The following is a 19,424-nucleotide window of genomic DNA, read 5'->3' as shown; positions in this document are numbered from 1 at the left end:
TGTGCTCAATTCCCAGCGCCCAACTTCCACTGCTCTAGGGCGCCGTCTGAGCTGAGGGTGATGAGCTGCCCACCATGGCTCACCATATCCATGACGGTTGTCCCCATGGAGAAGGGAGTGAGCTGCCAGCGTTCTAGCTCTTCGCCGGTGGCGACCTGCCAGCGAAAGATAGTCTGCTTCGAGGTGGCGGTGATCAACTCATCGCCCCTGTGAATGAAGCGGGCGCGGCGAAAATAGCGGTAGCGCTCGAAGTAGCTCAGTTCACTCAGCGCCTCACCTGTGTCGAATGCCAGCAGTTGATGATTGTCCAGGTTGTCGGCGAAGAAGAGGCGCCTATCGGCCTCGTCAAACGCCAGGCTGGTGATGCGCTGGGGCAGGGAGAACTGCTTGACTATTTTGCCGCTGCCGCCGACCCACCAGAGCACCTTGCCATCATGGCCGGCCGATAACAGGCGCTCATCCGAGCTGCCGAAGGCGAGGAAGGCCACCTCGGCGTCGTGTTGTTTAAATAGGGAAAACTGCTGCGCCGTGAAATCCACCAAGATCACGCTGCCTTCGTTCATACCGATGGCGATGCGGCTGCCCGACTGATTGAGCGCCAGGGTCGAGATGCTGGCGTAGTCGTCAAAGCCATTGACCTGCCAAGTCAGCTGGATATTGCCCTGCTGGATATCTATCAGAGTAATTTGGCGTTTGCCGCCATAGGCCAGATAGCGCTTGTTGCCCGATAAGGCCAGCTGATAACCCGGATGCTCGAAGGCGGTAGCCGGCCAGTGAAAGCGCTGCTTGCCCTCGGGGAGGCTCCAGACGCTGAGATCCCGACTTCGACTCAATGTGATGGCCAGGCTGGCATCCTCTGCCAGTAGCCCCGCCACCAGATTGTCCTCCACCAGACGCTTGAGGCTCAGCGGCGGCTGGCTTGTCTGCTTATCTGAGCAACCGGAGAGGGCGACGAGTAACAGGGCTAGGCGTACGAGGTGCCACAGGTATTTGAGTGTAGACATGGGGATAGCGGATAAGGCTCAGTTACTGGGAGTTAGCTGAGCATAACACATGTAAAAGCCCGCCGGTGTCAGCCAGCGGGCCTGAAGGGCCATGTCTTGTATCGACTAAGCCTTCTATGAGCAATTACTTGAGGCGGTAGATCACCTCGACGCGATCGCTGATGCTGGTCTGGGCCTCCTGATAACTCTCGGCGACGTCACCACGGGCTGCGGCACTCATCTTATACACCATGGGGCGCACAGCTCCCTGGGCCTGATAGCGGATCTCCCATACGCCATCCAGACGCTCACCGAAGCCTTCGGCCAGGGCGGCGGCCTTCTGCTTGGCGTCCTTGATCGCCATCAGCCTGGCCTGTTCAATCATCTCGGCCTCCTTGCTGGATTTGAAGTTGATCTGGTGGATGCGGTTGATCCCTTGCTGCAACGCGCTGTCGAGCAGGTCGTTGAGCTTGTCCAGTGCCCTTAGGGTGACCACCACCTGGCGGCTGGCGAGGTAGCCAATCTCCTTGTTGGTGCGCGTCTCAGGGTCGTAGAGATAGTCGGGATGCAGATTCAGGTTGGCGCTCTGAACATCTTCGCGTGCGATCCCCGCCTTGGCTAACCTGGCCAGGAAGTCGCTGACCGCCTTGTCTGATCCCGCCTTGGCCTTGGCTGGATTGTCGGCCTTAGTCACCACCTCGACGGTTAGCTCGGCCATGTCGGCCTTGACGACCAGCTCGCTGGTGCCGACGGTTTCGATATGGGGGAAGTTTAGCTCTGCGGCGGCCGCGTTAGGTAAAGCAAGCAGGCTGCCGGTGAAAACCAATGAACCAAATAGGGTGGCAATCAGGGTCTTTTTCATCGAATACTCCAAACGCACGTAATAGTGACAAATCAGTAGATAGGAATCGGTTGTTTGAGCATATAGACGCAGGATCTCTGAAAAGGGGTTAAATAAACTGAAAATTTTTTTGGGGCTGTCGGAGAGGGGCTTCTCCCAAAAGAAAAAACCTGGTGATAGAGCATCCTGCCTATCACCAGGCGAAAGCGCCTTTGGGGGAGCGCTTGGGAAGTTGCAAATAAGTCCTCGTGGCACTCTGGCTTACACAGCAATTGGCAATCAAGGCGTCTGACTGAAGGCATGTCGGGGCCTGTCAAAGTCAGATAACGCAGAGAGCCGGTTGCTGTGAAAGCCCTGAAAGGCGTGCCTTACAGGCCTGTCTGCTGTGTTGTGCTTCTTGCAAAGGACTAGGCCATTTGCTACGAACCACGCCTTGCATCCAGGTCTGTAAGCCGACGCAGAGCACACATGGGACTCGTTTGCATCTTCCCTAGAGGTGCCACCTGTAAAACACCTCTTTTTAAAAGGTTTTGCGATTCAGGCCCGTCGTCGGTCTCTGGCCCTCGACTTAGGCTATTATGTTTGCTGCCCTCTAACCTGAAATCACATGCTTCCTGCAGACCACTTATTCTGTTTCCATCTTGTTATCTTGCCTTCCCTAGCCCTTGGCGAATCGATTAAGTCCTTGGCGATTCTATTTAGCTCTTAGCGAATCGACTTAGCTCTTGGTGAATAGAGGCTTATCCTTGGATAAGCTTGAGTTCACGCATGAGCTGATTGAGTTGCATGGTGAGCCGGTCGATCTCGGCGCGCAGCACACCCACGCGCCCGCCTTGCTGCTCACTCTGGCGAACCAGTTGGTAGACCGTCTTGGTGGAGACGCCAAACTGTTTGGCGACATCCGACAACAGGCAGTTGTTTCCTTTGACTTCGGCGACGATCCGCTCTGCCATCTTAGGCGTGATACTCTTAGATACTGTACTCATCTGTGACTCCTTATGGATGAATCCGCGTGTTAGCCTATTCGACATCCCACTGGCTGATGCCGAGGTGAAAGATAAACTGCCAATCTTCGAAGCGGCTGACCGCCATTAACCAAGGTTTCATCTACAACTCCTTATGGGATGGTGCTTCATTTACCTTTGGCAATTCTGCCCGCCCCAATGACTACCTACAAAGTAATATGTAAGTTCTGTGCCAACTTTTTCAAAGATTGTTAATTAATTGATTTTTATGGTTATTAATGATTTTTGATTGCGTCTGACAAGTGTGACATCGCGCACAGGGCTCACCAACTTGGTGCCGCCATGGCTTGCATTGGTGCAAGTCTGCAAGTTTGGCTTGGTGCCGCTTTGGGCTGGCCGAGCTACACTGACAAATAGGCAAGTTTATGTTAATAAAAAGCAAACAAAATGACTAAATAGTCATTTTTATCGCATAAGTATTGACTGTGTGAGTCGGGCTGCCTATAGTCGTGGCCAATTGAGCGAATATTCCTGGTAAGAGAGTAAATAATGAACAAATCTATCCTGTTAGCCGGCTTTACGGCCCTGTTGCTGCTGAGTGGCTGTGGCAAAGAGAAAGATTATTTGGTGGTAGGCACCAATGCGGCCTTTCCGCCCTTTGAATATGTGGGCGGTGTCAGCGGCGATCAGGTAATGGGGTTTGATATCGATCTGGCCCGCAAGGTGGCTGAGGATGCGGGCAAGACGCTCAAGGTGGAGAACATGAAGTTCGACTCGCTGATCGTGGCCCTCAACGCCGGCAAGATAGATATGATTGCCTCGGGCATGACCATCACTCCAGAGCGTCAGGCCAGCGTCGACTTCTCCGCTCCTTACTACGAGGCGACCCAGGTAGTCTTGGTCAACAAGCAGGATGACAGCATCCATAGCCTGGCGGATCTCGCCGGTAAACACTTCGCGGTGCAGCTGGGCTCAACCGCCGACATGATGGCCAAGAAGTACACCCAGTCGGTGACCGCCTTCAATACCGGCTTCGAGGCGATCATGGAGCTGAAGAACGGCAAGGTGGATCTCGTGCTGTTCGACAGCGAGCCGGCCGCCAACTATTTGGCCAAGAACCCTGAGCTTAAGCTTATCAGCCTGGACTTCCCCCCAGAGTTTTATGGTTTCGCCGTGGCCAAGAGCCAGCCCGAACTGCTGGCCAGCATCAACAAGACGCTGGCGACCATGAAGCAGAATGGTGAATACGACGCCCTGCTCGCCAAACACATGAAGTAGGCCGCCATGTTAGATGCAATTAATTCCTCGCTGTTTACGCCCATAGGTGAAGATGGGCTCATAGGTATCTACCTGATCCTCAATGGCTTAAAGGTGACGCTGATCGTGACCCTGTTCGCCATGATCTTGGGGGCCATACTGGGCGTTGCCACCACATTGATGAAGATGTCGAGCCGGTGGTATCTGCGCTGGCCCGCCAACCTTTATGTGGGCGTGATACGCGGCACCCCAGTGGTGGTGCAGTTGGTGATCCTCTACTTTATCGTGCTGGCCACCTGGGATGTGGACAAGGTGAGCGCGGCCATCATTGCCTTCGGCCTTAACAGCGGCGCCTACATCTCTGAGATCATCCGCGCCGGCATACAGGCGGTGGATAAGGGGCAGACGGAGGCGGCGCGCTCCCTCGGCCTGTCGCAGGCGGTGACCATGAAGGAGGTGATCCTGCCCCAGGCGATCAAGAACATTCTTCCTGCCCTGGGTAACGAGTTTATCGTGCTGCTAAAAGAGACCGCGGTGATCGGTTTCATCGGCGGCGTGGATCTGATGCGCTCGGGCGAGATCATCCGTAGCCGCACCTTCGAAGACAGCGTGCCCCTGTTTACCTGTGCACTCATCTACCTGGCGTTGACCTATAGCTTCACCTTTATGTTGTCGAAGTTTGAGAAGAGGCTTAAGCAAAGTGATTAAGATTAGTAATCTGCATAAATATTTCGGCGACAACCAGGTGCTCAAGGGGATCGACGAATCGATCGCCCGGGGTGAGGTGGTCAGCGTCATCGGCCCCAGCGGTAGCGGCAAGAGTACCTTCCTGCGCTGCATCAATCTGCTGGAGCAACCCACCCAGGGGGAGATAGTGATCGATGGTCAGTCGATCACCGCGCCAGATGCCTGCATCGACAAGCTGCGGCAGAAGGTGGGTATGGTGTTCCAAAACTTTAACCTCTTTCCCCATAAGACGGTGCAGCAAAACATCACCCTAGCACCGGTGAAACTGGGCTTGATGACTCAGGCCGAGGCCGATAGCGAGGCGATGCGCCTGCTGGAGCAGGTGGGGCTGAGTGACAAGGCGAGCGCCTATCCCGCCAGCCTGTCTGGCGGTCAGAAGCAGAGGGTCGCCATCGCCCGCGCCCTGGCGATGAAGCCTGAGCTTATGCTATTTGACGAGCCCACCTCGGCGCTGGACCCCGAGATGGTGGGCGACGTGCTGGATGTGATGAAACAGCTGGCTCAGGCGGGAATGACCATGGTGATCGTCACCCACGAGATGGGCTTTGCAAAAGACGTTTCCGATCGAGTGATCTTCATGGATGGCGGCTATGTGGTGGAGAGCAATGTGCCTTCGCTGCTGTTCGGTCAGCCACAGGAACCGCGCACCCAGGCGTTCTTGAGCAAGGTGCTCAGATAAGTTAAATCTTCAGGTCAGTATAGGGGCTAGCCCTCGGCCGCCTGCTCGGCCTGCCAGAACTGGTAGTCGTGTTTGCCCTGGGCCTTGACTCGGTACATGGCGGCGTCGGCAAACTCGCAGGCGCTGGCAAAGTCATCGCTCGGGGTAAAGCAGTAGATGCCGATACTCAGGCCGAGTTTGACCTCAGTGCCTTCTAAGATGATCGCCTGACGATAGACATCCAACAGCGACTGGGCCCGCTCACTCAGCAGAGTCTGGTCTTGGCTCGGGTGCAAAATCAAAAACTCATCGCCGCCGAGACGGGCGATCTGGGCCTGAGTGCCTATGACGCCCCTGAGTGTGTGGGCCACATGGACCAAGAGGTGGTCGCCAAACTTGTGGCCCAGCTTGTCGTTGAGTTCCTTAAAGCCATCGAGATCGATAAAGAAGATGCTGCCCGTGCCTCGCTGATACAGCTCCTCAAATGCCAGGGTGATCGCCTTACGATTACTCAGATTGGTGAGGGGGTCGCAGTGGGCCAGCTCAGACAGCTCCTGCTCGTAGCGCTTCTCCTGGGTGATATCCATGTGAGTGCCCATCATACGTAGCGGCGTACCATCCGGCTTGCGCTCGACGATACGGCCGCGATCGGACACCCAGGTGACCGAGCCATCCTTGTGGATCATCCGGTGCACCGCCTGATAGTAATCTGACTTGCCCTCTACATGATCTTCGAAGGCTTTGATCACCCACTCCTTATCCTCCGGATGCAGATTTTGTTTCCAGCTGTCCACATGGGCCGCCAGCTCTTCGCGACTAAAGCCCAGCAGTTCGCCCCATCGCATGTTGAAGATGGTCAGGTTGCCGCTGGGAAGATGTTGCTCCCACAGGCAGAGACGGTTGCCATCGAGTGCGGCAAAGAGTTTCTCTTCGGCGCGATCGTTGAGCAGCGTTAACTTGGCGTTCTCGCGTTTGAGCGCCGCATTTTCGGCTTTAAGCTCGGCGATCAGGTCCGCCGTTTGCTCGGCACTTATATCGGCCGTTGGCTTGGCACTTGTCTCTGCCGATGGCTCTGTGTTGGCTAACTGATTAGATGGCTGCTCATCCGGCTCCATCGAAGGGGCTCTCCTTTACGTTTGTCAGGCATAAGTTAACCATTATTGGGTAGTGAAACAACTGTCTAAACAAGATGATACATTTTGCTACAGATGTTGCATCCCAGGCGTGGTGGCCGCTAGGTAAAGATTTGGAAGGCGAGCTACGAAACTTAACAAGAATTCACTTGCTAAGGTTCATGGCTAACTAATTAGCCCTAAAGCAAAAAAGAAGCCGACGAGCGGCTTCTTTTTCCATTGCTGAACGATATCTACTGGCTTAAAGCACTGGCAGGTAAGTGATCACTCGCTCATCGCGGGCGATGATAGGGTCAACCACCAATTGCTGGAAGGTCTCACCCTTGCTGTTCATCTGATGCTTCATCAGCTCGGGTGAGCTGGCGATGAGTGCCTTGAGCGTGTCTATCTGGTCGATCAGCATGAGAGCCAGCTGGTTCTCTTCGGTCGCCACATAGTTTTTGCCCTGTAGGCTGATCTGCTTGCTGGCGGCAACGGCGTCGCTGGCAAGATGAATGCCCACATACTCGCGCCACACTCTGGCCTTCTCTTCGCCACGATAGTCGCTGTCGCGCGATGCTAGCACCACCTGCTTGAGCATCATCTGCAGCAGGTTGCTCTTACCCTTCATCTCATAGCTGCTCTGGGGGAAGCCGAAGTAGCGTCCCAGAGAGGTAGCGTAGCTAGGAAGTGCCTCGATATGCTGGTCTGCATAATCGACGTCGTTGACATAGTATTTGGCGTCTACTGCCTTACAGCTGTCGCTCAGCACAGGCTTGGTCAGGTACTGGTTGATCTCCTGAACCGTGTTGCCCAGCGTCATCTGACACAGCATGCCTTCGAGCTGATCCTTCACCTTAGGATAATCAGCCAGGGCGTAGTAGGTGCGGCCCGTGGTGCTGCGAGGCGACTTGCGGGTCAGCAGCTGACGCATCGCCAGCAGTTTATCGGGCCACATGCCCAGCACGTCACGCTCGTTGACATAGGGATGGTTCGGGCTCGATGCCGGAGCTTTGACGCCGTTGAGCAGGCGTCCCTTGTTGGCGCTGACATCGGCGTAGAGCAGGTCCTGGTAGGCCTCGACGATATCGGCCTTGAGCAGCAGCTCTTTCAGTTTTTCAGGGGCTTGCTCGTAGGCGGTGATGATCTGACCCAGCTCGAAGCCTTCATCCAGCTTGCCGGCATTGAGGCGATAGAGGCGAGTCAGAATATCTTCCAGCGAGTGCACCTTGGTCAGGGCACGGCTGTCATCGCTGTTCATGCGATAGGTGACATGCAGATAGATGTCGCTCAGACCGGCCGCGGTAAGGAAGGTATCGGCCGCCTTTTCCACCGCCCTTTGTGAGGCGCAGAACCAGTAGTTCTCATGTCCTGGGCAGAAATCGGCCAGCTCGTTCTGATCGAAGGCAAATAGCTCCTCAACCGTGGCCGTGTCTTCGACGAACTGGCGTATGTCGCTGAAGCCTCTCAGACGGTTGATGGTATAGGGCAGGATATGATCTTCGAACAGGGTCTGACGGTTATGACGCACGTTCATGGTGTCATAGCTGTCGTGGTAGCTGTCGATATAGTACTGCACTATGTCGTCGTTGTTGGTGCCGGCGTCGAAGCGGTTACAGTTGGAGTTGAGGGTCACATGGCCGTCGGTACAGAAGGCGAAGTAACGCAGGTCGTGCTCTTTGTCTATCTGATGCAAGGCGCCATATTGGATCTCGCCCGTGATATTGCCCTGGCGTAGCTCCTCGCGGCGTTTGGCATCGGCCGCCTCGAGTGATACCAGGCTGCCATCTTGGGTCTCTACCTGACGACCATAGCCGAAGCGCAGCGCCGCCAGATCGTACTTCTGGAAGGTGGTGGCGAAACGGTCGGCGTTATAGTCCATCTGGCTGGAGAAATCGGCCTTGACCGTCAGATGCGGGTAACCCGCCTCGCTGAAGGCCTGGCTGAACTTGGCGATCTCCTCTTCGTTGAAGAAGTTGGCTTGATCCCGGCTACCGGCGAAGTTGTGTCTCAGGCCAAGGGTGTGGCCCAGCTCATGGGTGAGGGTACCGGCAAAGGCCTGAGCCGCCAGCTTAGTCACAAGATCTGCCTGGAAGCTGGTGGGCATGGCTTCGATATCCTTCAGCTTGCCGCCTATGATGCCGTCGACCCAGAATTGAGTGTCTTTCCAGTCGATCTCATAGCCCTGAATGCCGCGCGGCAGTTCGCGCAGGGCGCCGCCTGTGAGGCCGAAGGCCTGATCCACACTCATCAGATTATGCTCGGCCCAGAAGGCTTCGGTCTTGTTCTGCTGATTGACCAGCTCCTCGAAGGGGGCGTTGCTGGCATCATCTGTGGAGAGATCCGGGATGATGGTCTGAGGCTGGGCCTCGGTGCGCGGTTGCTGCACCATAGGATCTTGGCTCTGACTGTTCTGCTCGGCAATGAGCTTGTTGGCCGCCACCTGATTGGCGCGATCCACCGCCTCTTGTGATGGGGTGTAGTCGACCCCGGTGAGATCTTTGACCGAGTTAGGGTCTAGCATGCCGCGGTTGTAGTCCAGTTGCACCCTGCGGTAGTAGCGGGTCGAGCCCTGTTGTAGGTTGGCGCTGTATTGGTCTACCCGGCCGCTGACGATCTCGCCGGTGAGCGGGTTGGCGGCAGAGGGGCCGTAACCGGCAAGGCCGTTATCTAACGGCTCGTCGAACAGGGTGATGTTGCTGTAGCGCAAGTCTCCGTGTCTGCGTTCGTTGGCCTGGGCCAGCTTGAGCTCCGGCAGGCCGGTTTCGAACAGCTTGTTCTGGATGTTGATGGCAGTAATGCTCTGTTTGGCCGCGTCCAGGAAGGGCTGATTCTTTGGCTCGAAGAAGTTGTTACTCAAGAAGTAGGTGATTGCCTCCTTCTTGGGGTTGAAATGGTTGAGGTACTGGCGCACATAGCCATCCTTACCATCGGCATTGTTGCCGTCACGGTATTCATGCTGGGTGCGGAAGAAGCCGAAGGTGCCATTCTCATCCTCACTATAAGGGATGGTGACAAAGTCCGTGCTGGCCAACTGATCCAGAGCCACGACAGAGATATATTCCGTGGTGGTGAAGGAGAGGTTGTCGAAGCTGCCCTTGAAGAACTTGCCGAAACAGGCGGGATTGGCCTGATAGGTGTGCTCGATCTCGAAGTTGATCACCCCCTTGGCCAAGTCCATCTCATAGCCTTCCCAGTTGCCATCTTTTACCAGGTGGGCCGACTCTGTCTCTGTGGTGCACAGCTTGAAGGTGACCAGATCCGTGTAGTTCTCCTCGGCGATCTGCGCCCCTTCAAACTTAGGAATGAAGAACTTCTTCTGATCCCAGGTGATGTTGCGATCTGTGACTTCCTCTTCGCGGTTGGTACAGTCGCCCCAGTTGTCCTCCTGGCATTGGAAGTCGATGTAGTCGCCGGGAATGGTCAGCACTGGGGCCTTGTTGTACTCGTTATCGAAGCGCGAGTCGTGGTCCAGACCTATGTTGTCTCTGTCGATCTGACGCAACTGGATGCCGTTTTCCGTCATCCGCAGGGTTACCAGCTTGGCTTTTCCCTGAGAGAAACCATGGATGGGGGCCGAGTAGCGCGGTGCCTCACCCAGGCTGCGGGTGTAGAGAAAGAGTCGCTCGGGTTGCTTGCTAGCCAGCTCGCCGGTGGTGGTCGAGGAGGTGAGTTGCTCCCCCGCGGCGCCGCTGGTGGTGGCATCTTTGAAGTCTTTGACGGCGATCATCCGCTCATCTTTCTTGACCTCCTGATACGGCTCGTCGGTGCCGCAGGCGCTTAATCCTATCGCGCTCAATATGGCGATGGCGACAGTGCTCTTGTACATTGAAACCTCTCCTAGTTGTTTAATTTATAAGTGCTTTTTATAAATATTTAGTGATCGATAGATAAAACACTGAGTTGCGTTCGTCGTAGAGCGTAAAGCTGTGGGACGGGCCGCGATCCGGGTCGAAGAAATAGCCGCTGTTGTTGTGACCTATGGCCGCCACCCAAGTGGGGGCAAAGGACCAGCCGATCTCTTCGCTGATGGTGAAACGGTTGTCGTAACGACTGGTGTTAAAGGGCTTGTTCATGGTGTAGGAGGCGTTGACATCCAGATACCAATTGTCGATGAACTGCCAGGTGGCATCGGCCAGCAGGCTGATGCTGTGCTCGATGAAGTGCTCGCCGTGACGGCCTATCTCATGTTCATAGGCGTTATATTTAAGCCGGGGTGAGAGATAGAAGTTCCAGTCTTGGTTCGGGCGGTAGAAGAGATAGCCTGCTAGCCTAGGGGCGGCCCTCAACTTGTTTTCTTTGCTGGTATGGCCGGTAGGCAGATAGACCCCGGCACTGCCCACATAGCTCCAGTCATTGCCCAGAGCCTTGTACGGGGTGCGATACTCTACGAAGGTGTCGTAGAAATAGCTCTGGTTATGCCGCGTCTCCACCTCGCCACCGCTGGAGAGACGTATGCTGCCCCAGGTGTCGCGGTAGGCGATCCTGCCGCTGGCACTGAGGGCCTGGTAGGAGCTGGGGGCCGACTGCTCGAAGGTGTTGCTGGCGGCGCTGGCACTGAGATAACCTGACCAGTGGGAGCGCTTGGTGTCTATGGCGGCGGCGACGTTTTCATTATCGGCCAATGTCTGATTCGAAAGCAGCAGAGCCAATATGAAGCACAGAGATGCTGTTATTTGCTGCGCCGTTTTTTCTCGTATGACCTTTTTACAAATTGTCTTTTTCCACATGGCTATTTTCCCTATGGTTGGTTTGGGCAAGAAAATAGGCGCGCACGGGGGCGCACTCGACAGACGTGAGTGTGCATAAGGCATGAAATAAACCTCATTAAAAATAAGTTAAAAGAAATAGCTTGGTTGGCGGCTAGGTATGTCCGTCAAAATTGATCGCGTTATAAATAGTGGCTCAGCGCTATCTATCTACGCGTGTCAAAATGGTATTTTGGTTGGCTAAGAAGGAGTGCCCTTAATAGGTTTAATCCAGCTCATTAATAAAGAGATGCACTCGATAATAGATTTTGGGGTGCGGTATTTCGTTCGCCCGTAACCAGGCAGTCCGGCAGAGAGAAATAACAGGCAGAAGATCACAACAGTCAGTGTCATTCCGTTGCCCTGACTTTCGTGGGTCTCGCCACTTAGCGGTGGCATGCTGGGAAATAGCTGCTGATATGTGTGGTGCCAGCAGGAGGATAATCCAGTCTCTTGCCTGGCGGGGGCGACCTCTTTGGTGGCCAGGCGATCTCCTTGGATGACGCTGCAGCTAAGGTTTTTGTTGGTGCTGCCGGCTTGTTGCTGCGCCATTAGGCCGCCGCTCAGCTGAGTGAGTACCAGTAGCCCAAGTAACAGGCTTAAGCTCGATAGTGTGACAGATCCTTGTTTCAACATATAACCAGCTAAGTGAGAATTGATATACCACCAATTTGATACAAAGTGATACATTTAAATTCGAGACGAATATTCAATGTATGAAACCGATAATTTTTATTCAATATGAAAATAACATTAACCTCAATATTGCGGTCTTTGTCACATTCATTTTTTGATTGTAGTCTTTAATGTGAAATTTATTAACTTTTTATTATCTAGCTGTTTACCGCTAGGTGTTAGCTTTCTGGTTATTCTAAATTAGAAATGATTTGTGATATCAGTTTGTGCATCTTTTGTCGCTGGCTCTAAAAATATGGTTTTGAGGTTTTTGAACTTTAAATATTTGATGGTAGAACTTAATTGTGCAGGATTTAATTTTTCTGGTTCTAGTTAATAAAAGATTTATTTAATTAAGTAGATGATCTTTTAATGATTAGTATGAATAAGTTTTGTGTCGATACTGAGGTCTAGGAATGTGGGTGTGAGTGTAATTTTGAGTATGGGTGTAGGTGAAGGATCGGCGCCTTGCTCTACAGCTTGGCTAAAGACGTGCATCGAAAGATGGATTAGAGTAGGCATTAGTATTGATGATAAATTTATCTCGTCTTATCTGCCAAAGGAGCCTATATGCCCAGTGATAGCCGTCTCAAGATTGCATTGCCTCTGCTACTCCTGCTTACCTCGCTGCTGATGCTGTGGGCGCTCTGGTATCGCCCCAGTGATGAGTCGGGTGCCCTGTCACCTGCCTTGGCCGCCGCCGGGATGGAGCCGCCGGTGGCAAACGCCGGCGAGCTGGCGACCCCGGCTGACAGTCAGCAGACCCAAACCAGCTTCAAGACTGTCTCCAAGGCGAGGCCGACCAAGGCGCCCAAGGATGTGGTGCTTAACTCCCTCGATGAGCTGATCGCCCTGTTCGATAGTCTGGGGTATAACCAAGCCGGTTGGCAGGCGGGCAATCGTGAGGTGCCCAGACTCACCTTCGAGGCGGTGAGTGAGCGCTGGCAGAAGACCTCGTCGCAGATCCCGGTGCAGCTGAAGAAGATGGTGTTCTTCCGTCTGATGGCGCCGCTGATCCTGGTGGCCAATGAGCAGATATTGCTGGAGCGGCAGACTATCGCCCAGGCAGCGCCGGATGCCCCCGAGCTGCTGGCCCTGGCCCGTAAGTATCGACTGTTAACCGATGAGAGCGGCAGCCTGACCGGGGAGCAGCGCCAGCAGCTTTTGGCGCGGGTCGATATCATGCCGCCCTCTCTGGTGCTGGCCCAGGCGGCGGAGGAGAGTGGCTGGGCCACCTCTCGCTTTACCGTCGAGGGCAACGCCTTCTTCGGGCAGTGGGATTTTAGTGGCAAGGGGATGACCCCCAAGGCGCAGCGCAAGGAGCTAGGCAACTATGGGCTGGCGCGGTTCGACACGCCGCTGGCCTCGGTGGAGGGCTACCTGCTTAACCTCAATACCAACGCCGCCTATCAGTCGCTGAGAGAGCTAAGGGCGCAGTTGCGGGCAGAGAACAAACCTATCACAGGCCTGGAACTGGCGGGCACCCTGGAGCGATATTCCGAGCGAGGTCAGGCCTATATCGATGGCATACGCCATATGATCCGCTACAATGGTCTGGATCAGGTGGATGAGGCTTACCTGAGTGACGGGGCGCCGCTGCACCTGATCAGCGCAGATGACGCCCGCGATTGAATGGCCAGTGGGGATTAGATCCCCGTCATCTGGCCGGTATAGAGGATAAAGTTGCGCAGCAAGAACACCCCTATCAGGCTGAAGCTGGCGGTAACCGCCACATAGGCGAACTTACGATCTGCCGATACCTTCATCCATAGGTTGAAGGCCAGTGGCAGGGTGAGGCCTATGCCGATCACGCCGGCCCAGAAGATCCAACCCCAGAAGCCGAAGCCCAAGGCGTTGAGTGCCGCGACCTGGCTCTGACCGCCAGAGAGGATCAATCCGGCGAAGAAGGTAAACAGCAGGCCAATCTCCACCAAAATCAACGGGATCTCTATGCCGTGGATGAAACGCACCTCGACGCCATTGGGATTACCCCTAAGCAGCACACCACCCAGCAGGGTCGCGGCGGCGCCGGAGGAGAGCCCGGAGATCAAGAACAGCAGCGGTAATACCGGGTTATTCAGCAGCGGGAAGCCGATCAGCGCCGACAGCAGGAAGCCGGTGTAGGCCCCAAGTGAGATGGCGAGGATCACCAAGACGCCGGTGATCGCCGCCTCCTGTTTCACCAGCCAGTTCAGCAGTCGGTTGGCGATAGGCAGACGCTTGCCCAGCAGCTGAGTGATGCGGCGCTGGAAGACGCAGGCTATCCAGGCAAACAGCACCAGCTGATAGGCCATCAGCACCAGTACCCCCATGGACATCACAGAGCTGGTGTTGTAGAACACCAGGATCTTCCAGAAATCCAGTGGCCTAGTGAGGTCGAATACCAGGATCCCCAGGCCACCAAACACCGCGACCGGCGCTATGATGGCCGCCGCCTGCACGAAGGGCGAATGCCAGGCCTCATGGGATAGCTTGAAATGTTTCAGCATGATGGCGAAAAATACCGCCCCGGCTGACAGACCGGCGAGGAAGAGGTATATGGCGATAGGCCAATGCCATACCAGGCCTTCGAAATGAAAAGCACTCATAGCATTATCTCCCCATCTATGGTTTGAATATGGAACAGCTTAGGCCGAGTGCCCAGGTCCACCTTGGCGCGGTAGCTGGGCTTGCGCTTAAGCAGCTTGACCAGATCCGACTCGGGATCCTTGAGGTTGCCGAAGGTCAGTGCCTTGGTAGGGCAGGCCTCGACACAGGCAGGTTGAAGCCCCTGGGCCAGGCGACTCTTCTGACAGAAATCGCACTTGTCGGCGGTGCGGGTCTCGGGGTGGATATACCTGACCTGATAGGGACAGGCGGCGATGCAATACTGGCAGCCCACGCAGCGGTCGCTATTGACCGCGACTATGCCCGTCTCTTTGTCGATATAGGCGGCGCCTGTGGGGCAGACCCTTACACAGGGCGCGGCTTCGCAGTGCTGACAGGAGACACGGCTGAAGCGGTAGCTCTGATCGGGGTACTCACCGAAGGGGCCCTTGCGTTCTATCTTCACCCGGGTGACGCCCTCGGGAATATGATTGACCTCGCGGCAGGCCTGGACGCAGGCGTTACAGCCGATACAGGCATTCTCATCATGCACCATGGCGTATTTGATCTCACTTTCCTGCTCGGGCTGGAGCAGGGAATCGGCCTGGGGCGTGCGGGTGGCACCATACACAGAGACACCGGCCAGTAGGGCCCCAACCCCCTTGAGAAATTGGCGTTTAGAAACTTGCATCACAGGCCTCCTATTGTTCGACTTTGTGGCAGCCGACACACAGCTGGCTATGCTGCTGCGTATCGAGCGACAACATAGGGTCCGTCTCGGGATGAAGCTTATGGCACTGATCGCAGCCAAGGCGATTGGCGTGCACATTGTGGGTCCATTCGACTTCACCCAGGGCCTGATGGTCGTGACAGGTCAGGCAGACGGCGCCGCGTTGCTGAGCCGAGAAGGGGCTATCGGGCCCAAAGGTCATGATGGTCGATCCCTTCTTGGGATGGCTGCCTTTGGGGCCGTGACAGTCCTGACAGAGAATGGCGAGGCCAGGGCTTGCGTGTATGCCCTCGAGTTGGCCATTGCGTTTATGACACTTGATACAGCTGCGGCTGGCTTGCTCGTCGGCTAAGGCATTGGGCGTTAGGCCCACCAGGCCAAGTGTTAGGACGCTGGCCAGCAGCAGAGTAGTACAAGGGGTAATTTGACACATAATGCATCCTTACACCTCAGTGAGCATGACGTTGTGGGGAAGAGGAGCGTCAAGTGGTCGGTTTGACGCTCATTGGGCGTTGCGGTGAGAGACACTCATCAGGCGGCGAGTGCGGTGCGCAGCAAGGCTTCGTCGCAATGCTTGTCTTTGTCCAGCTTAATCAGCTGCACCCCTATGTAATCCAAACATTTTTCGACAAACTTCATCTGCTCTGGAGAGCTGGCCGCAGGGTCGCTCACCACGAGTTTGACCGCAGAAGATTCGTTATCGACGACCACGTAATCCAGGTGGCAGTGCTCCATGAAGTCTTGCACCTCTTCGTGGTTCCTGAGGGAGTCATCTAAGTCGACTACATTCACCAGCGACGCTCCGTAAAGGACATCGTAGCGGTTGGCGGCGATGGCCTTTAAGCCTTTCAAAAAGTGCATTGAATCTTTGTCGAGCAAGTGAGGCTTGATGCTTACGGCGGCATCGACCAGCTGATTCTCGCTTGATCTAAAGAACTTGATGCACGTCATGACGAAGGTCACGATGACGAGAGGACAAATGATGAACAAAACAAAGTACATAAATGCATAGCTTAAAATAACGGTCGCGGTGGTGTTCATAGTAAACCTCCAAGGTTATTTTCATTTTTAACTCTCGATTTAATTATTACGCTATGGGATTTATTTACAATAATTATTGAAATCGGATTATTAAAATTTAGCCCTTGGTCAGATACTTATATTCAGCTATTTCATTTTGTAGATAATCAATAATTAGATATGTGTTTTTTAATTGTTGAATATCTGAAAATTGGCGGGGTTTTTAAGATATTTTGCATGAAAATTAAGCTATTGCAATGTTTTTGTAAATGCTTGAAATTTAGAAATATGATCAAGATCTATTTTATTTGTTTTATTAATATCGAATAAAGATATTGTCAGCTTAAATATATTTACTATACTCTGAATGGGTATATTCGATGTCGGGAGAGGTATTTTGAAATGAAAAATATGACTCTAGATAGTTTAGATATGCTGAGCGCCAATATATTAGTTAATTTGTATGAAAAGCATTCCGCTTCGTCGGTGGCGATGGAGATGAATATACCCGCGCCCAAGGTGAGTCGCTGTCTACAACACGCGCGGATGATCTTTAACGATCCCCTGTTCATCCGTAAGAAACATGGCCTAGAACCCAACGAATTTACCCGTCAACTCTATCCCCTGGTCAAGGCCCTGGTGCAGTGTGGTGAACAGCTGCATCAGCTGGAGAGCTGCCACGATCTGGCCGCGAGCCAGATGATGGTGCTCTATGTGAGCGATCTCTTGATCGCCGAACTGCCCCAACGCCTGAGCGGCGCCATCAGCGAGGCGCAGCTGCCTATCAGCTATGAGCTGCGCACTGGCTCTGTGGATCTGCAAGAAGATCTGGCCCAGGGACTGATCGATTTGGCGATCGTCAGCGAATCCTCGGACAAGGCGCTGCAGGACGACAGACTCACCATCACGCCCCTCAAGCAGTTGACCCACCTGTATCTGCTCTGCTCCCTCAAGCATCCCCTGTTGCAGCAGGAGATCAGCCTGGCCAATATCGCCAACTATCCCTATCTGAGCGCCTTTGGTCAGCTGGACAGGCAGGCGCCGGATCCTTTCCAGCGTTACTGCACTCAGCAGCGCCTTAGTTGTCATCTGGCCCCTGTGGATCTGGGACGTGAGGGGCTGGAGTTTAATCAACTGTATCGCTATCTGTCCGACGACAAGACGGTGAGCCTGCTGCCTTACAGCAGGGTGTATGAGCATAGCGAGCTGCTACCCGGCCTGCATGTGTGCTGCCTGTCTGGCATGGATACCGCGCGCCTCTACCAAGATCAGTCATACCCTAGGCTCTATATGCTGAGTCGTAGCGGTCGCAGTGCCGCCCATCTCGATTGGTTGAAGCAGGAGATAGGTCAGCTGATCAGCCAGAACGTGCACTAGCGCAGGCACTAATACAAGGTACTAATACAAGGTACTAATAACAGGCACTACAACAAGTACCAGCACAGGCAGCAACTAGTCTACTGGTTCATCCGCTGCTTTATTGTGGCGCTAATTAAAGGCTCAGGCAAAAGGGTCTAACTAAAGGGCTCTGGCTAAGGGCTTATGCTAAGCACTCTGGCTAAAGGCTTATGCTGAAGGCTCTGGCGCTATGCTCGGCTGGGCGAGGGGCGTACGTTCCCGGGCCACCCGATCGCAGTGGGCCTGCATCTCGATCAGCTTCTCCGTCAGTACCCGGCGCAGGCAGTTGGCCAGCTCCGGTTTGATCCCCTTGTGGCAATGCAGATAGTAGCTCTCGGTCTCGAGATCTCGGGTCTGCAGCCAGACCCTGGAGATATCCAGATAGTCCACATCGTCGCGATTCTCGAAATAGCTCATCGACATGGCCGAGGAGAGCAGGGCGATATCCTCGCTGTGACTCACATGATCCACCAACATTCTCAGACTCGGGCTCTTGAGGGCCACGCGGATCTCTATCTGCCTGGCCTTGGCATACAGCTCTATGGGGTGAGGCTCCTGCTCCTGCAGGTGGGTGTTCACCAGGGCGATATGGTAGTTAAACATCTGCGCTAAGGGATCGTCGCTGGTTAAGATAGGGTGGCCACGGCGGGCGACGATGAAGAAGTGGGTGATATCCCCCAGCTTAAAGTTGTTCACCATGGGGTGATTAATCGGCTCGGTGGAGATGCTGCAGTCGACCTTGCCCTGACACAGACGCTGATTGACCTTGTCGGTCCAGGGCTGAATATTGATGCTGACGCCGCCCTCGATGCAGTGGCAGGTGTTGTGCACACAGTTCATCGCCATTAGCGACCACTGCTCATAGGTGGCGACGCTGAGCTGATAGGGCTCGGCGCCCTTGTCTATGGTGGCGGCCACTATCTTGTCGTACTGCTCCACTATGGTCTTGACCATGGGATAGATGGTAAGGGCGACCTGATTGGGCTCGAAGCCATATTGCTGGCGGATAAAGAGCTCGTCCTCCAGCACCTCCCGCAGGCAAGTCAGGCTGCGGCTCACCTTAGACTGAGTGGTACGCAATCGCTCGGCCACCGCACTGCCGCTCTTCAGCTCAACCAGTCCGATAAATACCTGCAGGGTATAGTAATCGAGTCGGCTCACTTTCTTCAGCATGACAATATCCCTCTATCGGCAGTTTTCGATGGCGTTAACAGGCAAAAGTAATAGATCTTATATTTAAAAATTAACCATTTGCTGAACGATCCTTGTAGCACAAGTTGGTTAAAAATTCTGCGGATCACATCACAGTTAACTTGTGGTTAACCTTTCGCTAAATCGCCAGCTAAGCCTGATAACACCGAATTTTAGCCACCTTGCTAGGGTTTCTGTAACAAAAAGATACACCTAGGGGGACGAGTGACTGTGGGCCGCGGGCGCAGGGGACAGATCGCCGTGAGCTTAATTCCCTAAGGCTAGAGGATCTGTTTAGTCGGCAGCAGGCTTGTTGGTAGGAGCTGTTGCGCGGTGAGCTTCGCCTAGCTTGAGTCACTATTTCCGGGAGAAGGTTAGGGGTTTCCAAGGCCAAATTTTGCGGGGAAATTGAAGGCTATATACCCGCACAGATGTAGCTCAAATGTTACATAAAGGTACGTTTTTCTTTGACGTCGTTTGATATACCTAATGCGCATGTAAATGCATGAAAAA

17 protein-coding genes are annotated in these 19,424 nt (G+C 54.2%); 5 read left to right on the top strand and 12 right to left on the bottom strand.

Annotated elements, in window-relative coordinates:
* Positions 1-5: 5 nt before the first annotated feature.
* The 3 genes from K0I63_RS16395 to K0I63_RS16385 all read right to left on the bottom strand — a co-directional run bounded on the left by K0I63_RS16395 (position 6) and on the right by K0I63_RS16385 (position 2,810).
* Positions 6-1,004, bottom strand: a complete 999-nt coding sequence (locus tag K0I63_RS16395; protein ID WP_220081724.1) for a WD40 repeat domain-containing protein — start codon at positions 1,002-1,004, stop codon at positions 6-8.
* Positions 1,005-1,128: 124 nt separating this feature from the next.
* Positions 1,129-1,845, bottom strand: coding sequence for an oxidative stress defense protein (locus tag K0I63_RS16390; RefSeq protein WP_220081723.1), 717 nt, complete (start codon positions 1,843-1,845; stop codon positions 1,129-1,131).
* A 719-nt stretch (positions 1,846-2,564) separates the two neighbouring features.
* Positions 2,565-2,810 (bottom strand): hypothetical protein, encoded by a 246-nt coding sequence (locus K0I63_RS16385; protein ID WP_011866963.1) that lies wholly within the window; start codon positions 2,808-2,810, stop codon positions 2,565-2,567.
* A gap of 528 nt (positions 2,811-3,338) precedes the next feature.
* On the opposite strand from K0I63_RS16385, the gene K0I63_RS16380 reads away from it, so the two are divergent.
* The 3 genes from K0I63_RS16380 to K0I63_RS16370 are packed head-to-tail and all read left to right on the top strand — an operon-like array spanning position 3,339 to position 5,472.
* Positions 3,339-4,067, top strand: a complete 729-nt coding sequence (locus K0I63_RS16380) for a basic amino acid ABC transporter substrate-binding protein (protein WP_220081722.1) — start codon at positions 3,339-3,341, stop codon at positions 4,065-4,067.
* Between the two features lie 6 nt (positions 4,068-4,073).
* Positions 4,074-4,754 (top strand): amino acid ABC transporter permease, encoded by a 681-nt coding sequence (locus K0I63_RS16375; RefSeq protein ID WP_011866961.1) that lies wholly within the window; start codon positions 4,074-4,076, stop codon positions 4,752-4,754.
* Positions 4,747-5,472: an amino acid ABC transporter ATP-binding protein gene (locus K0I63_RS16370; RefSeq protein WP_220043315.1), complete on the top strand. Its 726-nt coding sequence runs from the start codon at positions 4,747-4,749 to the stop codon at positions 5,470-5,472. The genes K0I63_RS16375 and K0I63_RS16370 overlap by 8 nt, the downstream gene beginning before the upstream one ends.
* A gap of 26 nt (positions 5,473-5,498) precedes the next feature.
* On the opposite strand, the gene K0I63_RS16365 is transcribed toward K0I63_RS16370, so the two are convergent.
* The 4 genes from K0I63_RS16365 to K0I63_RS16350 form a co-directional block, all read right to left on the bottom strand.
* Positions 5,499-6,566: a diguanylate cyclase domain-containing protein gene (locus K0I63_RS16365; RefSeq protein ID WP_434086776.1), complete on the bottom strand. Its 1,068-nt coding sequence runs from the start codon at positions 6,564-6,566 to the stop codon at positions 5,499-5,501.
* 259 nt (positions 6,567-6,825) lie between these two features.
* Positions 6,826-10,392, bottom strand: coding sequence for a zinc-dependent metalloprotease (locus K0I63_RS16360; RefSeq protein WP_220081721.1), 3,567 nt, complete (start codon positions 10,390-10,392; stop codon positions 6,826-6,828).
* A gap of 37 nt (positions 10,393-10,429) precedes the next feature.
* Complete coding sequence (locus K0I63_RS16355; protein ID WP_220081720.1) at positions 10,430-11,188, bottom strand: hypothetical protein; 759 nt, start codon at positions 11,186-11,188, stop codon at positions 10,430-10,432.
* Positions 11,189-11,512: 324 nt separating this feature from the next.
* Positions 11,513-11,947 carry a hypothetical protein gene (locus tag K0I63_RS16350; RefSeq protein ID WP_220081719.1) on the bottom strand — a complete coding sequence of 145 codons (435 nt, stop codon included), beginning with the start codon at positions 11,945-11,947 and terminating at the stop codon, positions 11,513-11,515.
* 609 nt (positions 11,948-12,556) lie between these two features.
* Here K0I63_RS16350 and K0I63_RS16345 point away from each other — a divergent pair.
* Positions 12,557-13,618 (top strand): glucosaminidase domain-containing protein, encoded by a 1,062-nt coding sequence (locus K0I63_RS16345; protein ID WP_220081718.1) that lies wholly within the window; start codon positions 12,557-12,559, stop codon positions 13,616-13,618.
* 14 nt (positions 13,619-13,632) lie between these two features.
* Here the strand turns inward: K0I63_RS16345 and nrfD are convergent, their stop codons facing one another.
* The 4 genes from nrfD to K0I63_RS16325 all read right to left on the bottom strand — a co-directional run bounded on the left by nrfD (position 13,633) and on the right by K0I63_RS16325 (position 16,163).
* Positions 13,633-14,574, bottom strand: coding sequence for a cytochrome c nitrite reductase subunit NrfD (gene nrfD / locus K0I63_RS16340; RefSeq protein WP_011866954.1), 942 nt, complete (start codon positions 14,572-14,574; stop codon positions 13,633-13,635).
* Positions 14,571-15,263, bottom strand: coding sequence for a 4Fe-4S dicluster domain-containing protein (locus K0I63_RS16335; protein ID WP_011866953.1), 693 nt, complete (start codon positions 15,261-15,263; stop codon positions 14,571-14,573). Before K0I63_RS16335 ends, nrfD begins: the two co-directional genes overlap by 4 nt.
* A 10-nt stretch (positions 15,264-15,273) precedes the next feature.
* Positions 15,274-15,735, bottom strand: coding sequence for a cytochrome c3 family protein (locus K0I63_RS16330; RefSeq protein WP_220081717.1), 462 nt, complete (start codon positions 15,733-15,735; stop codon positions 15,274-15,276).
* Positions 15,736-15,833: 98 nt separating this feature from the next.
* Positions 15,834-16,163, bottom strand: a complete 330-nt coding sequence (locus K0I63_RS16325) for a PDDEXK family nuclease (RefSeq protein WP_398350090.1) — start codon at positions 16,161-16,163, stop codon at positions 15,834-15,836.
* Positions 16,164-16,820: 657 nt separating this feature from the next.
* Here K0I63_RS16325 and K0I63_RS16320 point away from each other — a divergent pair.
* Entirely contained in the window at positions 16,821-17,699 is an 879-nt protein-coding gene (locus K0I63_RS16320) for a LysR substrate-binding domain-containing protein (protein ID WP_491573753.1), read from the top strand.
* Between the two features lie 189 nt (positions 17,700-17,888).
* On the opposite strand, the gene K0I63_RS16315 is transcribed toward K0I63_RS16320, so the two are convergent.
* Entirely contained in the window at positions 17,889-18,893 is a 1,005-nt protein-coding gene (locus tag K0I63_RS16315) for a LysR family transcriptional regulator (RefSeq protein WP_220081715.1), read from the bottom strand.
* Positions 18,894-19,424 lie beyond the last annotated feature (531 nt).

The sequence above is a fragment of the Shewanella rhizosphaerae genome (assembly GCF_019457655.1).
GTDB lineage: Bacteria > Pseudomonadota > Gammaproteobacteria > Enterobacterales > Shewanellaceae > Shewanella > Shewanella loihica.
Note: the sequence above shows the minus strand (reverse complement) of the source record. Positions and strands in the feature narration are given on the sequence as shown.

Bases quoted from the DNA above. Each gene is read 5' to 3' on its own strand.
- K0I63_RS16345 (WP_220081718.1), top strand. From the start codon at position 12,557: ATGCCCAGTGATAGCCGTCTCAAGATTGCATTGCCTCTGCTACTCCTG.
- K0I63_RS16325 (WP_398350090.1), bottom strand. From the start codon at position 16,163: ATGCACTTTTTGAAAGGCTTAAAGGCCATCGCCGCCAACCGCTACGAT.
- K0I63_RS16395 (WP_220081724.1), bottom strand. From the start codon at position 1,004: ATGTCTACACTCAAATACCTGTGGCACCTCGTACGCCTAGCCCTGTTA.
- nrfD (WP_011866954.1), bottom strand. From the start codon at position 14,574: ATGAGTGCTTTTCATTTCGAAGGCCTGGTATGGCATTGGCCTATCGCC.
- K0I63_RS16320 (WP_491573753.1), top strand. From the start codon at position 16,821: ATGAATATACCCGCGCCCAAGGTGAGTCGCTGTCTACAACACGCGCGG.
- K0I63_RS16330 (WP_220081717.1), bottom strand. From the start codon at position 15,735: ATGTGTCAAATTACCCCTTGTACTACTCTGCTGCTGGCCAGCGTCCTA.
- K0I63_RS16390 (WP_220081723.1), bottom strand. From the start codon at position 1,845: ATGAAAAAGACCCTGATTGCCACCCTATTTGGTTCATTGGTTTTCACC.
- K0I63_RS16315 (WP_220081715.1), bottom strand. From the start codon at position 18,893: ATGCTGAAGAAAGTGAGCCGACTCGATTACTATACCCTGCAGGTATTT.
- K0I63_RS16380 (WP_220081722.1), top strand. From the start codon at position 3,339: ATGAACAAATCTATCCTGTTAGCCGGCTTTACGGCCCTGTTGCTGCTG.
- K0I63_RS16360 (WP_220081721.1), bottom strand. From the start codon at position 10,392: ATGTACAAGAGCACTGTCGCCATCGCCATATTGAGCGCGATAGGATTA.
- K0I63_RS16375 (WP_011866961.1), top strand. From the start codon at position 4,074: ATGTTAGATGCAATTAATTCCTCGCTGTTTACGCCCATAGGTGAAGAT.
- K0I63_RS16350 (WP_220081719.1), bottom strand. From the start codon at position 11,947: ATGTTGAAACAAGGATCTGTCACACTATCGAGCTTAAGCCTGTTACTT.
- K0I63_RS16335 (WP_011866953.1), bottom strand. From the start codon at position 15,263: ATGCAAGTTTCTAAACGCCAATTTCTCAAGGGGGTTGGGGCCCTACTG.
- K0I63_RS16365 (WP_434086776.1), bottom strand. From the start codon at position 6,566: ATGGAGCCGGATGAGCAGCCATCTAATCAGTTAGCCAACACAGAGCCA.
- K0I63_RS16385 (WP_011866963.1), bottom strand. From the start codon at position 2,810: ATGAGTACAGTATCTAAGAGTATCACGCCTAAGATGGCAGAGCGGATC.